The sequence below is a fragment of the Sediminibacterium sp. genome, assembly GCF_030695065.1.
Classification (GTDB): Bacteria; Bacteroidota; Bacteroidia; order Chitinophagales; family Chitinophagaceae; genus Sediminibacterium.
Window position 1 is genome coordinate 135,592 of record NZ_JAUYTR010000007.1, and the last position, 14,552, is coordinate 150,143.

Consider the following 14,552-nt stretch of genomic DNA (forward strand, 5'->3'; position numbering starts at 1 on the left):
CACCATTGTATTTTTTTGTTTGACCATTTTGTGGTGTAATAATTCTTTTGCCCAAACCAAAGACAGTTTGCGTTTTCCTATTCAAGACAGAAGGGGTGATGCAATAAGTGCACCCAACAAAAATCCATTCGATATTAAGGATACTGGATTAGTAAAAAGAAAGACGGAATACGATCCTAAAACCAAGTCTTATTTTGTTAGTGAAAAAATTGGCAATATTTGGTACCGCAAACCCGCTGCTATTTCTTTTGAAGACTTTTGGAAATTGGAAGCAAAGAAATCGGAGAACGATTATTTTAAAAAAAGAGCCAATGCCCTTTCTCTGTTAAATCAAAAAAGTAAGCGGCCTCCCTTACAAACTTATCCTAAATTATTCGACCGCATATTTGGGTTAACTGGTCAAAACCTTAAAGTAGATATTCGTCCTTCTGGTGAAGTAAATGTAATGGCAGGATATCAAGGACAAAATATCAAGAATCCTACTTTGCCTGAACGTGCTAGAAAAAATGGTGGCTTCGATTTTGATATGAATGCCAACTTGAATTTGAATGCCAATATTGGTGACAAACTCAAGTTCCCCATCAACTATAATACCCTTACCAATTTAGGTTTCGACAACCAATTGAAATTAGATTACAAGGGCATGGATGATGAAATTATCAAGAGTATTGAAGCAGGTAATATTTCTTTTCAATCGAAGGGTACCCTAATACCAAGTGCACAAAACTTATTTGGGGTTAAGGCACAATTTCAATTTGGAAAATTATTTGTGACAGGTGCTTTGGCCAACCAACGTTCATCTAGGCAGAGTTTAAATTTACAAGGAGGTGCTGCAACCCAATCCTTTCAAAAAAGATTGGATGAATACGAAGAGAACAGACACTTTTTATTGGGGAAATATTTTAAAGACAATTTTAATAAAACCATGCGCAATTTACCTGTTGTGAATTCTCAGGTACAAATTCAGCGCATGGAAGTTTGGGTAACCAATAGAACAGGGGCAACTACCGATGCAAGAGATATTGTGGGTTTGATGGATTTAGGAGAACCAGCACCGTTTAATCCTTCTATTCAGTCTTTAACCAGTAATCCTTTACCTGCCAATGGATCCAATAATTTATATGCTTCTTTAGCAGGCGATCCCAATGCAAGAAATCCTGCGTTCATCAATAGTTTATTATTGACCAAGGGCTTAAGACCAGTAGATGATTTTGAAAAAACATTTGCCCGAAAATTATCTACCAACGAATATTATTTTAATGCACAAGCGGGTTTCCTTTCTATTAATACCCAATTGCAAGCAGATGAAGTATTAGCAGTTGCTTATCAATATACCTACAATGGTAGGGTGTTTCAAGTGGGTGAATTTTCACAGGATATTTCTTTGGATTCTAATAAGGGCGTACAAAAAGTATTGTTCTTAAAATTATTAAAAGCCACTTCACAAAGAACCAACCTACCTATCTGGAGTTGGATGATGAAGAATGTTTATTCGCTTGATTTATTTGGCGGGATTGAAAGAACCGATTTTAAATTAAATGTATTATACGAAGAGCCCAGTGGTGGGTTAAAAAGATTCTTGCCTGAAACGGCTCCTGCTGTAGACGGTCAACCACTTTTGCGTATTTTAAATTTAGACAGACTCAACAACCGAAACGATCCACAGCCCGATGGCGTATTTGATTATATAGAAGGCTTTACCATTTTGCCCCAAATGGGTAGGGTGGTGTTTCCGGTATTAGAGCCTTTTGGTAGAGACTTAGATACCCTTGCATTTACTGGCTTGCCTCAAGCTACCAAGGATAAATATGTGTACTATCAATTGTATGATTCAATTAAAGCCATTGCACAAACATTTGCCAATGTGAATCGATTTGTGATGCAAGGTCAAGTGAAAGGATCGGGTGGTAGTTCTGAAATTTATTTGAACACATTTAATATTCCACAAGGTTCGGTATCGGTTACTGCAGGCGGGCAAGTATTAAGAGAAGGTGCAGACTTTATTGTGGATTACAATTTGGGTACAGTTAAAATTTTAAACCAAGGTATTTTAAGTGCGAATATTCCAGTTAAAGTAAACTTTGAAAACAATATTGGATTTGGCATGCAGCAAAGAGGATTTGCTGGATTACGGGTAGACTATTTAGCGAGTAAAAAATTATCGGTTGGGGCTTCTATGGTAAGATTGGGTGAGCGCCCTTTCTTTACTAAAATGGGTTATGGTGATGACCCTATTAGAAATACCATGTATGGAGTAGATTTTAGTTATAGATCAGAGTTGCCTGGATTAACTAGATTATTAGATAAACTTCCTTTTTATACTACTAAAGCCAAGTCTTCTATAAATGCATATGGAGAAGCTGCTGTATTAAAGCCCGGACATCCACCACAAATAGGGAAAGGAGACCAGGGGTTAATTTTCATTGATGATTTTGAAGGAACTCGAGCTTCCATTGATTTGCGTTTTCCTTTTGTGTCTTGGGCTTTGGCTTCTACACCGCAAGGGAATCCTCGTTTTCCTGAATCTACTTTAACCGATTCAATTGATTATAATTTTAACCGAGCAAAAATGGCTTGGTACAATATTGAACCCAATTTACAAGACAAGAATAGCCCGAATAATCCATTGCGCAGAAATTTGGCCGAGCTAAGTGACCCTCGTGTTCGTCAAGTATTTACCAACGAATTGTTTCCTCAGCGTACTACCAATATTACCGACGTTCAAGCTGCTACTTTTGATTTGGCTTTTTATCCAACTGAAAAAGGTCCTTATAATTTTGAAACCAGACCTGGACAAATTAATGCCAATGGTCGTTTGAGTAATCCAACCACTCGCTGGGGTGGTATTATGCGAGCGATTGATCAAACAGATTTTGAAACAAACAATATTGAGTTTGTTGAGTTCTGGATGCAAAATCCTTTTATTACCAATCCTGCAAGCAGAGGAGGAAAATTATTTTTAAACTTTGGTAATATTAGTGAAGACATTTTAAAAGATGGACGTCGCTTTTATGAAAACGGAATGAATACACCTACGGTTCCTGCTTCGGTTGATAGCAGTAATACTTGGGGTAAAACACCAGTGAATCCAATTCAAATTACTCAAGCATTCAGCAACGACCCTAATGATCGTATTTTTCAAGATGTGGGTTTTGATGGAATTGATGATATAGCAGAGCGAAGAAAGAAGAGTTATATTTTGCAACAATTGGCCAACAATTTTGGTCCTGCTTCTGCAGTTTATCAGCGTGCATTTCAAGATCCATCTAACGATAACTATCAGTGGTACAGAGACCCTTCATTTGATGCCGTTGGAACGGGTATTTTAGGCCGCTATAAAAACTTTAATAATCCGCAGGGCAATTCACCTGTAGCTACTTCAGACGGCATATTCACTTCTGCTGCAACATTGTATCCTGATAATGAAGATTTAAACAGAGACAATACCTTGAATGAATCTGAATCTTATTATGAATATGAAGTACCATTGGCTCCTGGAATGGATGTGGGTAGAACGCCTTATATTACCGATAAGAAAAGAGTAACTGTTAATTCTGCAGATGGAGTAACCAGAACAGAAGATTGGTATTTATTCAGGGTCCCCATTAAGGGCTATACCAGAAAAATTGGAAATATTCCCGACTTTAAATCAATTCGTTTTGTTCGTTTATTCATGACCGATTTTGAAGATTCGGTTGTAGTTAGATTGGCTCGACTAGATTTAGTAAGAAACCAGTGGCGCCAGTTTATTTATAATTTAGATACTACTGGTTCTTATACTCCAATCAATACTACAACTGGAACATTATTTAATACGCTTGCAGTAAACTTAGAAGAGAACAGCAGTAGAACACCTGTGAATTATTTAATGCCTCCGAATGTAGAACGTGTTCAATTACTGAGCAATAACGGTGTAAACCTTCAGCAGAATGAACAAGCCATTTCTATGCGGGTAAATAATTTACAAGCGGGTGATGCAAGGGGAATATTTAAAACATTGAATTTGGATATTAGAAGATATACCAAATTGTCTATGTATTTACACGCAGAATCTATTACTGGGCAACGACCAGTGGTAGACAATGAAATAAGAGCGGTTATTAGAATTGGGCAAGATTTTTTAAACAACTACTATGAAATTAAAGTTCCCCTTAAAATAACTGCACCTGGCATTTATCCTCGTGGACAAGAAGCAAGGGTTTGGCCAGAAGAAAATAATATTGATTTCTTGCTGAGAGACTTAATTGATTTAAAATTAGAGCGAAATAATTCGGGTGCTTCGTTAAGCAATATTTATAGAAAAATCATTGGCAATAAAACCATGTCTATCATGGGTAATCCTAATTTAGGGGAAGTGCGTGGATTTTTAGTTGCAGTAGAAAATCCTGCTAGACCCAATGGGGTAGCAGTTAGTGCTGAAGTTTGGGCCAATGAATTAAGGTTGTCTGGCTTAGATGAAAAAGGGGGATATGCTGCACTCGGAAGAGTAGATTTGGTATTGGCCGATTTGGGAACCCTATCTGTTTCTGCCAATACGTATACGCAAGGATTTGGTACCATTGAACAAAGAGTGAACGAAAGAGCCAGAGATAATTTAATGCAATTTGATGTGGCTGCAAATATTGATGCAGGTAAATTGGTTCCTAAAAAAGCCAGATTATCTGTACCCATTTATGCAAGTATAAATCGCTCTACTTTAACGCCTGAGTTTGATCCATATGATATGGACGTTAATTACAGAGATAAATTAAATGCGGCTGCCCCAGATAAACGGGACTCTATCAAAAGAGCGGCGGCCGATATTACCACCATCAAAACATTAAACTTCACCAATGTTCGAGTGCTGCAAGGGCAAGGGAGAGCGGGCTTATTAAGCTTGAGTAATTTTGATTTTAGTTATTCCTTTACCCAAACAGAACATACCAGTCCGGTTATTGCGCAAAACAAAGTAACCAGACATAGAGGTGGTTTGGGATACACTTATATTGGACAAAATAATTTTATTGAGCCATTTAAAAAAATGATTAAAGGCAAGAGCCCTTGGTTGGCATTTGTTAGAGATGCTAATTTTAATTTGAAGCCTTCTTTCTTAAGTTTCCGTGCAGATATCAATAGACAATTTGGTGAGTTTATTCCTCGAATTGTTAATACAGTAAATAGCAAAGTAGATAGAGTAGATACTACTTACGATAAGTATTTTACGTTTGATCGTTTTTATAATTTACGGTGGGATTTAACCCGCTCTGTTAACGTAGATTTTAACGCAACCAACAACGCTAGAATAGACGAGCCTTTTGGAAGAATTGATACCAAACTTAAAAAAGATTCTGTTAGAACAAATTTCTTTAAAGGTGGTAGAAATACCTTGTATCAGCAGAAGGCCATTATGAATTACAATATTCCATTGAATAAGTTTCCTTTCTCAGATTGGATTACCGCCCGATACAGTTATGGAACTTCGTATAGTTGGATAGGGGCAAGTAGAATAGCTGTTAACTTAGGAAATACTATTGAAAATTCACAAGAGAACAATTTGAATGCGCAGTTCAATTTTGGAAATCTATATGCCAAATCTAGGTGGATGCGTGCGTTGGATAATATTCCACCACCGCGTTCTAAGAATGATCCTAAGAATGGCAAAAGTGCACCACCAGTTGTGAATCCATTGGGGTCAGTATTTCCTACTAAAGCAGAAGTGATAGCTGGATTGATTGGTCAAAAAAGAACCGATGCCTTAAAGCGTTGGAGACAACAAAGAAGGGATATCAAGAATGCAGAAAAAATGTTGCGACAAGCAACTACGCCAGAGCTTGGAGGGCTTGAAAGATCGGCGGGTAAGTTCATAACCATGTTTAAAAATATTTCTATTAATTATGGCGAAAACTTTAGAAGCAGATTGCCGGGTTATATGGATAGTACTCATTTTATTGGTCAGAATTTTCAAACCATGGCACCTGGTTTAGATTATGTGTTTGGTAAACAACCCGATGCTAATTGGATCAACAACAAGATTTCAAAAGGCTTATTAACCAAAGACAGTACATTCAATTTCTTGTACAGACAAAGTTTTGAACAAAGGCTTAGTATTACTGCACAAATTGAGCCCATACGTGAGTTATTAATTGATATTAATTTAGATAAATCATTTACCAAAGACTATACCGCACTAATTAAAGACACTACAGGTTCGGGCAATAATTTTGGGCAATTGAATCCATTGTTTAATGGCGGTTTCAGTGTTTCTTATATTGCCTTCAATACCTTATTTGGTAGCAGTAATCCCAATGAATTGTCTGCTACATTCAAGGAGTTTGAAGCCAATCGTTTGGTGGTATCTAGAAGAGTAGCTGCATTAAATCCTTATTGGCAGCAATTGCCTGCGAACCAACAATTTACTTCTGATGGGTATGCCACCGGATATGGCAGGTATGCACAAGATGTATTAATACCTTCTTTCTTGGCTGCTTATACTGGGAAAGATCCTAACACCATTGCTTTATTAAGAGAAGGTGCAAGTAAAATAAGCGCGAATCCATTTAGTGGAATTATTCCTAAGCCCAATTGGAAATTAACTTATACCGGCCTCACTAAAATACCAGCAATTGCTTCTATGTTTAGCAATTTTACCATTAGTCATGGCTACAATGGTCAGTTGAGTATGAATAGTTTTAGCAGTGCACTACTGTACCAAGATCCATTCAGGTTAAGTGCGCCTGGATTTATTGATACTACCAGTGGAAACTTTATTCCATTCTTCTTGGTTCCTAATATTAGCATGGCAGAACGCTTTGAACCTTTATTAAAAATTGATTTCACTACCATTGGTCAATTCAATTTCAATTTAGAATTTAGAAAGAGCAGACAACTTAGCTTGAGTTTAATAGATTACCAATTAAGTGAAAGCAGAAGTACCGAATGGATTGTGGGATTGAATTGGAGAAAGAGAGGATTAAAATTGCCGTTTAATATAGCAGGTAAAGGATTGCAAAACGACTTGAATTTAAAACTAGATGTTTCTGTAAGAGATGTATCTATCAGCAATAGTAGATTAGACCAAACCAATGCCTATGGTACGGGTGGCCAAAAAGAAATCACTATTCAGCCTGCCATTGATTATGTAATCAACAGTAGGATTAATGTGAAACTATTCTTTGATCAACGTAGGGTTACACCGTATATTTCTACATCAGCGCCTATTACGAATACAAGGGCTGGAGTGAATGTGCGGATTTCGTTGGCGCAATAATATTTTAAAATGATTTGATTGCTAAAAAAAAAGAGTGCGATTGTTGTCGCACTCTTTTTTATTGTGAATCTGAGTTTAGTTTTTTCGGAAAGCCCATTTACCAATTTCTTTCCAGCCAACCTTTTTACCATACATTAAAATACCCGTACGATATACTTTTCCACTTAACCAAGTAGTTAATAAGAAACTTCCAACTAAAGTGAGCATACTTGCAGCCAATTGCCAATAAGGTACGGTGCCTGGTACTCCATATGCAATTCTAGCCATCATTACCATGGGAGAACTAAATGGAATAATACTTGCCCAAGTAGCCATACTCGTGCTTGGATCTTCCACAGCACGACTCATAATAATGAAAGAGAAAATGATGGGCATTGTAATCGGTAACATTAAACTTTGAGCATCTTGTGGATCTTCGTTAACTACTGAACCAACAGCCGCAAATAAAGAAGCATAAAATAAGTATCCACCCAAGAAGTAAAAAATAAAGCAACTGATAATTAATGGCCAGTTGGCAGTACTCATGGTGTTTTGAAACTTATAGAGTTTCTGCGCTGTTTCGCCTGCTTGTGCCATTGAAGCGCCAGGTCCCATTTGTGCATTGGCTTTTTGCAATTCAGCTACTTGCTGAAGCACATCTTGCGGAATAAAAAATTGTGAAGCAGCAATGATGCCAAAAATCAATATGATCCAAACAAAAAATTGGGTTAACCCCACTGCGCCAATACCAATGATTTTTCCCATCATTAATTGAAAAGGTTTTGCACTGCTGATCATCACTTCTGCAATACGATTGGTTTTTTCTTCCATCACCCCACGCATAACCATGGCGCCATAAATAAACATCGTGATATAGATGAGCATGCCTGATCCAAATCCAATTCCATAAGAGAGTGCAGCACTGCTTTCTTTTACAGAATCACCAGACTCTTCCAATGATTTCATTTCCGCAAACTGTGAAGATGATTTGATGGAATCTAGCTTTGCTCTATCTATACCTGCCTGCTGCAACATTTGGTCTTCAATGGCATCATTAATTCTGTCTTCAATTTTAGATTCTAAGCTTAAGCCAATTCTTTTTTTAGATCGAATGATGTATTCTGCTTTGGCTGTTCCCTCAAATTTTGGAATGATAATAATATCGGTATAGCCTTTCTTTGAATAGTTAGCAGTATCTACATCAGTAGGAAATTCAAATTTGACATCACTTGCATCTCTTAAGTTTCCTTTAAAGAAACCATTCTGGTCTACTACCGCAATTTTATGCATTTCTTTATCTGTTGCGGCAAGGAATGCAGCTCCTGCTATAAAGCCCACCATAATTAAGGGGGTGAGAATGGTAGTCAGTAGAAAGCGCTTGTTCATTACTCTACTGAGGTATTCGCGCTGTATAATAATCAATATCTTGTTCATATAATTAGTTGTCTATTTTTTGAAATGCTCTTGCAGTTGCGTGTGTGCCTTCTACCTGGCTAATGAAAATTTCATTGAGGGTAGGAAGAATTTCATGAAAAGATTCAATGGTGCATTGGTTGTTTAAGAAATGGGTTAAAATATCATTGCTTTTATATCCCTCATTAATTTGCAATACCAATTCATTGTTGTTTACATTCACAATGTTGAAAGCTGGTGCGCTTAATGTTCCTGGCAATTCATTTAATTTAATACTGAACTTATTTTCTTTGAACTGCTGCTTTATATTATGGACTGTTCCATCTAAAATTTTCTTGCCCAAGTTTACCAAAACAATATGGTCGCAAATTTCTTCTACCTGCTCCATTCTATGTGTACTGAATATAACGGTACTGCCTCTTTTAGCCAAGCCGTATATTTCTTCTTTAATTAGGTTGGCATTGAGTGGATCTAAGCCACTGAATGGTTCGTCTAGAATAATGAGTTTGGGTTCGTGTAATACCGTTGTTACAAATTGTAATTTCTGGCTCATTCCTTTACTAAGGTCTTCAACTTTTTTATTCCACCAGGTTTCCATTTCCAATTTCTTAAACCAAAACTTGATTTTTTGCATTGCTTCTGCTTTGCTCAAACCCTTTAGCTGTGCTAAGTACATGGCTTGCTCACCAATTTTCATTTTCTTGTACAAGCCCCTTTCTTCTGGCATATAGCCAATCTTGATAATGTCGTTTAATGGATCAAAGGTTTGTCCATCAAATTGAATATGACCACTGTCTGGATAAAATATCCCTGTTATCATTCTCAATAAGGTGGTTTTACCTGCACCATTTGGCCCCAGTAATCCAAAAATACTTCCTTGCTCAATGGAGAAACTAATATCGTCTACCGCTTTTTGGGTGGCGTAATGTTTTCTCAAATTGGTTAATTCTAAAATTGCACTCATATGCTTATTTATATATGAACTAAATGTAATGATTAGTGTTGCCTTTCAACAAAATATTACAAGAACGGGCTTGTTTTTGAGTAATTTTGCATAAAATATTTAAAGCAAGCGAAATGAAGGGTTTATTAAGGGGGGGGAGACTACTTTTATTGGGAACATTACTTGTTGCATTATCTAGTTGGGGTTTTTTGGTACATAGAACCATACACCAATTAGCCGTTTATCAACTTCCAGCTGAAATGGCTGGCTTTTTTCACAGCAATATGGCTAAACTGGTGTACGATGCGCCAAGAGCAGATACCAGAAGAAATACCGATAGCACCGAAGCGCCTAAGCATTTTATTGATCTAGAACCATTCAATGAAAAGCCTGCTTATGATTTGCCCCATGATTTTAATAAAGCAATAGCAAAATATAGTATGGATACCCTAACTAAATATGGGTATGTTCCTTATCAAATTATTGTGCTGAAAAACCAATTGACCAATGCATTCAAAATGCAAAACAAAGATTCTATTTTGTTTTATGCCGCAGACCTTGGTCATTATATAGGTGATGCAAATGTTCCTTTGCATACTACCATTAATTACGATGGGCAGTTAACCAATCAACAAGGGTTACATAGTTTATGGGAATCTATGATTCCTGAATTAGAAATAGAGCAATACAATTTATACAGTGGTCATAAAGTGCGTTATCTTAGAAATCCTATAAAAGATGTTTTTCGTGCTATCAAAAGAGCGCATGAGTTAGTACCTACAATGTTGGCTAAAGAAGTGGAAACCTCATTGGAGTTTACCGACTCTACCAAGTATCGATATCAAATGCGCAACGGAAGACAATCTAGGTCTTACACCACCGCTTTTGCAAAAGCCTATTCAGAAAAATTAAAGCCTACGATTAATCAACAACTATTGCATTCTGCAGATATGATTGCCGATTTCTGGTACACTGCTTGGGTAGATGCAGGCAAGCCTGATTTAAGTGGCATCACTAATTGGACTCCTGAAAAGAAAGAACAATTTGCGGCAGAGCAAGCAGCGTATCAATTGAATTCTTTAATAAAGGAAAACTTATTAGAGGCAAAGAAAAAATAAAGGAATCATTTTGTTATGCCCATACAATAGCAATTTGCCTTGCTAACTTTTGGCCATCCATTGCGGCGCTTACAATTCCCCCTGCATATCCCGCACCTTCACCACATGGGTATAAATTATTGAGTTGTGGATGAGTTAGTGTTACTACATCTCTTGGAATACGAATAGGTGAGGAGGTTCTGCTTTCTGTTGCTACCAATACGGCATCATTGGTATAGTATCCTTTCATTTTTGCACCAAACATTTTTAATGCACCCTGCAAACTTTCTATAATAAAGTTGGGCAATACTTCTTTTAAATTAGCAGCAGCCAATCCAGGTAAATAACTGCAATCTGGTAAATTACTTGACGGCTTGTTGTTGCAAAAATCTACCATTCTTTGCGCAGGTGCTACAAATTTTCCACCTCCTGCATTGTAAGCTTTTTGTTCTACCGATTGTTGAAAATCCATTAGTAACAATGCATCAGCCGATTGCTTGTTGAAATAGTTTAATGCATCTGTTTCTGCCACTTGCACCACCATACCGCTATTGGCAAATGGATTGTTTCTTTTACTGGGGCTCCAGCCGTTCACCACTAATTCTCCGGGATCTGTTGACGCGGTGGCTATGATCCCCCCGGGGCACATGCAAAAACTAAATACACCTCGTTGGTTTACTTGTTCCACTAAGCTATAAGATGCTGGTGGTAAAAAATTACCCCTAACATCGCAATGGTATTGAGCTGCATCAATAATGCTTTGCGGATGTTCTATTCTTACGCCTAGTGCAAATGGCTTTGATTCAATTAAAATATTTTTTTGGTGCAACAACCTAAAAATATCTCGTGCGGAGTGTCCTGTTGCCAATATATACGCATCCGCCGAAAACCGATTGCCATTGGCGGTGATTAGCTCGTGTATTGCATTTTGCTTTGTAACTATATTGGTTACCTTGGTTTCAAAATGAACTTCGCCACCTGCAGCAATAATTTGCTCACGCATGGCAGAAATAATCTGTGGTAATTTATTGGTGCCAATATGCGGATGCGATTGGTATAATATTTTTTCTTCGGCACCAAACTGATAAAATAATTGCAATACCTTATCTATGCTGCCTCTTTTACTGCTTCGTGTGTACAACTTCCCATCACTATAAGTGCCTGCACCACCTTCGCCAAAGCAATAATTACTATCGGGGTTAATAATGCCTTCTTTATTGAGTACCGCTAAATCTCTTCTTCTTGCTTTAACGTCTTTGCCTCTCTCTAGTATAATGGGTTTAATGCCCAATTCAATCAATTCCAATGCTGCAAACAATCCTGCTGGCCCTGCACCAATAATAATGACTGTTTTTGCTTTGGTTTTAATGGGATCTAGCGGAATACTGATTCTTTCTCTTTCTACAAAAGGCTCATTTATAAAAGCCTGAAGGGTTAGGTTGATCCAGACTTGCTGCCTACTTCGGGCATCGATGGATTGTTTGAGGGTTCTATATCCGGTAACCGCTGAAATAGCAACGCCAACTGACTGTGCAATCAATTGATGCACTAATTCAGGTAAGGCAGCTTCTTCTGGCTTTAATTTTAACGTGATTTGTTTTTGCATACTGTCAGGTGTTGATCCTAAAAAGTAATTGGGTGTTTTAGAATGGCAAGTCGTCTACCACTTCTCCCGGAGGTGGCATATCGTTGTAACTGGCTGATGGCGGCATGTCTACATCACTGGTCAATTTTACCGTTTCCATTCTCCAAGCATCTAAGTTGGTGATATAATTTTCGCGACCATCTTTCATCCACTTGGTTCCTTTAATATTGAACATCACTTTTACTTCTTCTCCTAAATTAAAGCGATCGGGCATGGCTGTTTTGTCTTGCACACATTGAAACTTTACATAATTGGTAATGGTTCTTCCATTAATATCTTCTGATTTCTCAATTACAAATTCCCTGGTTTTAAAGTTTTCCGTGCGTTGTACTATGTCAAATTTAGCAACCAATTTGCCGGTGATTTCGTAACTCATGTTTGTGCTTTTATTTACTGCAAAAGTAGGTTTAAATTTTCCAATTATTATTGTACCTTTCTTCACTTCAATGTTTATTCATGCGTATTCTATCAATTTTTTATAGTGGGTTCATTTTACTGTTGTTGGCTTGTGGTACTACTCAAGTTCCAAAACAGGTAAGTTATTTGGGTTACCCTATATCACCTAAAATTAAAGCGGATACTGCTTTAATTAATTTGTTACAACCCTATTCAATGGAAGTAAACCGTACCATGAATAATGTAATTGGGTTTACGCCTACAACAATGACCAAGCGTTTACCTGAAAGTGGGTTGGGCAATTTTATGGCAGACTGTATGAAAGAAATGGCATCTCAAAAATTCGGATTACCTGTAGATATTGCTTTCATGAATCAAGGAGGCATAAGAGCCAGCATTAATAAAGGAAATATTACCATCGGCAATGTATATGAATTAATGCCTTTTGATAATTTACTGGTATTACAAGAGCTCAAAGGCTCGGTGATTGAAGCCTTAATGAATCATATTGCCGCAGACGGTGGTTGGCCTATTTCTAAAGGGTCTTCTTTTAAGATTAGGAATAAACAGGCGGTAGATATTATCATTAATGGAAAGCCACTTGATCGCAATGCTACTTATATAACGGCCAATTCAGATTATATAGCACAGGGTGGGAGCGATGCCGCTATGTTAAAACCATTCCCTTTTCAAAACAAAGGGTATCTTATTAGAGACGCATTAATTGAATACATCAAACAAATTACCGCTAGCGGTAAACCAGTTGATGCTAAAATTGAAAACCGAGTAACCAGCAGCAACAATGAATAGAAGACATTTTATTAAACAAACCGCATTGGCAAGTTCTGCAGTAATGGCTAGCACTGTTGCTGGAACTTCTTTATTGAGCGCACAAGGCATACCCGAACAATCTTTGCTCACCATTTTGCATACCAATGATGTACACAGCAGATTGGATCCTTTTCCAATGGATGGGAGCAGGAACCAAGGATTGGGCGGAGTAGCAGCCAGGTCATCGTTGATTCAATCTATTCGGGAAGAAAACAATCCAACCCTTTTATTGGATGCGGGAGATATTTTTCAAGGCACCCCTTATTTTAATTTGTACAAGGGCGAACCTGAAATGAAAGCCATGAGCAAAATGGGGTATGATGCAGTTACCATGGGTAATCACGATTTTGATGCGGGAATTGAAAATTTTGCGAATCAATTGCAACATGTAAGTTTTCCAGTGGTCATAAGCAACTATGATTTCGCCAATACACCCATGGAGTATAATTATAAACCATATACCATTATTCAGAAAGGAAAGCAGCGCATTGGCATTTTAGGGGTTGGTATTGAATTAGAAGGCTTGGTGCCAAAGAATTTATATGGTAATACTGTTTATAAAGATCCCATTGTTGCTGCCAATGAAACAGCTGAAATATTGCGTCAAAAAAAATGCGATTTAATCATTTGCTTATCACACTTAGGTGATAAATACAGTGATAATAAAGTGAGTGATGAAATTTTGGCAAAAGAGAGTCGAAACATCGATTTGATTATAGGGGGGCATACGCATCGCTTTTTTGATCAACCTAGAAAATATACCAACAAAGACGGTGGGGATATTTTGGTGAACCAAATGGGCTGGGGAGGCATCCAAATGGGTCGTTTGGATTATAATTTTTCGGCGAGCAAAAGGAAAAATTCGCCGAAAGCCCATACTGTAGTTATAATGAGAAAACCTAACGAATAAAAAAATTTTTTTTTCAACATAAAGTCTACATATTCGCATCCCTATTTTATTTTTTAAACATATCCACATATGGGGAAAATAAGATAACTTGT

8 protein-coding genes are annotated in these 14,552 nt (G+C 37.3%); 4 read left to right on the forward strand and 4 right to left on the reverse strand.

The window, feature by feature from the left end; translation table 11 throughout:
• The first annotated feature begins 19 nt into the window (after positions 1–19).
• Positions 20–7,246, forward strand: coding sequence for a cell surface protein SprA (sprA, locus tag Q8S25_RS01910; protein WP_305534337.1), 7,227 nt, complete (start codon positions 20–22; stop codon positions 7,244–7,246).
• A gap of 75 nt (positions 7,247–7,321) precedes the next feature.
• Here the strand turns inward: sprA and Q8S25_RS01915 are convergent, their stop codons facing one another.
• Together Q8S25_RS01915 and Q8S25_RS01920 are read right to left on the reverse strand one after the other, a co-directional pair.
• Entirely contained in the window at positions 7,322–8,659 is a 1,338-nt protein-coding gene (locus tag Q8S25_RS01915; protein WP_305534339.1) for an ABC transporter permease, read from the reverse strand.
• A gap of 4 nt (positions 8,660–8,663) precedes the next feature.
• A complete protein-coding gene (locus Q8S25_RS01920; protein ID WP_305534341.1) occupies positions 8,664–9,602 on the reverse strand; it encodes an ABC transporter ATP-binding protein in 939 nt (312 codons plus the stop codon).
• A 113-nt stretch (positions 9,603–9,715) separates the two neighbouring features.
• Between Q8S25_RS01920 and Q8S25_RS01925 the strand changes: the two genes are divergently transcribed.
• On the forward strand, positions 9,716–10,699 hold the full coding sequence (locus Q8S25_RS01925; RefSeq protein WP_305534343.1) for a zinc dependent phospholipase C family protein: 984 nt from the start codon (positions 9,716–9,718) through the stop codon (positions 10,697–10,699).
• Positions 10,700–10,712: 13 nt separating this feature from the next.
• Here Q8S25_RS01925 and Q8S25_RS01930 read toward each other — a convergent pair whose 3' ends face one another.
• Both Q8S25_RS01930 and Q8S25_RS01935 read right to left on the reverse strand, forming a co-directional pair.
• Entirely contained in the window at positions 10,713–12,284 is a 1,572-nt protein-coding gene (locus Q8S25_RS01930; protein ID WP_305534345.1) for an NAD(P)/FAD-dependent oxidoreductase, read from the reverse strand.
• 37 nt (positions 12,285–12,321) lie between these two features.
• Entirely contained in the window at positions 12,322–12,699 is a 378-nt protein-coding gene (locus Q8S25_RS01935) for a DUF3127 domain-containing protein (RefSeq protein WP_305534347.1), read from the reverse strand.
• A gap of 80 nt (positions 12,700–12,779) precedes the next feature.
• Here Q8S25_RS01935 and Q8S25_RS01940 point away from each other — a divergent pair, with 80 nt between their 5' ends.
• Together Q8S25_RS01940 and Q8S25_RS01945 are read left to right on the forward strand one after the other, a co-directional pair.
• A complete protein-coding gene (locus tag Q8S25_RS01940) occupies positions 12,780–13,529 on the forward strand; it encodes a 5'-nucleotidase C-terminal domain-containing protein (RefSeq protein ID WP_305534349.1) in 750 nt (249 codons plus the stop codon).
• Positions 13,522–14,460 carry a bifunctional UDP-sugar hydrolase/5'-nucleotidase gene (locus tag Q8S25_RS01945; RefSeq protein ID WP_305534351.1) on the forward strand — a complete coding sequence of 313 codons (939 nt, stop codon included), beginning with the start codon at positions 13,522–13,524 and terminating at the stop codon, positions 14,458–14,460. The genes Q8S25_RS01940 and Q8S25_RS01945 overlap by 8 nt, the downstream gene beginning before the upstream one ends.
• Positions 14,461–14,552: the final 92 nt, after the last annotated feature.

Coding starts and splice junctions, on each gene's coding strand:
- Q8S25_RS01915 (WP_305534339.1), bottom strand. CDS start 8,659: ATGAACAAGATATTGATTATTATACAGCGCGAATACCTCAGTAGAGTA.
- Q8S25_RS01920 (WP_305534341.1), bottom strand. CDS start 9,602: ATGAGTGCAATTTTAGAATTAACCAATTTGAGAAAACATTACGCCACC.
- Q8S25_RS01925 (WP_305534343.1), top strand. CDS start 9,716: ATGAAGGGTTTATTAAGGGGGGGGAGACTACTTTTATTGGGAACATTA.
- Q8S25_RS01930 (WP_305534345.1), bottom strand. CDS start 12,284: ATGCAAAAACAAATCACGTTAAAATTAAAGCCAGAAGAAGCTGCCTTA.
- Q8S25_RS01935 (WP_305534347.1), bottom strand. CDS start 12,699: ATGAGTTACGAAATCACCGGCAAATTGGTTGCTAAATTTGACATAGTA.
- Q8S25_RS01940 (WP_305534349.1), top strand. CDS start 12,780: ATGCGTATTCTATCAATTTTTTATAGTGGGTTCATTTTACTGTTGTTG.
- Q8S25_RS01945 (WP_305534351.1), top strand. CDS start 13,522: ATGAATAGAAGACATTTTATTAAACAAACCGCATTGGCAAGTTCTGCA.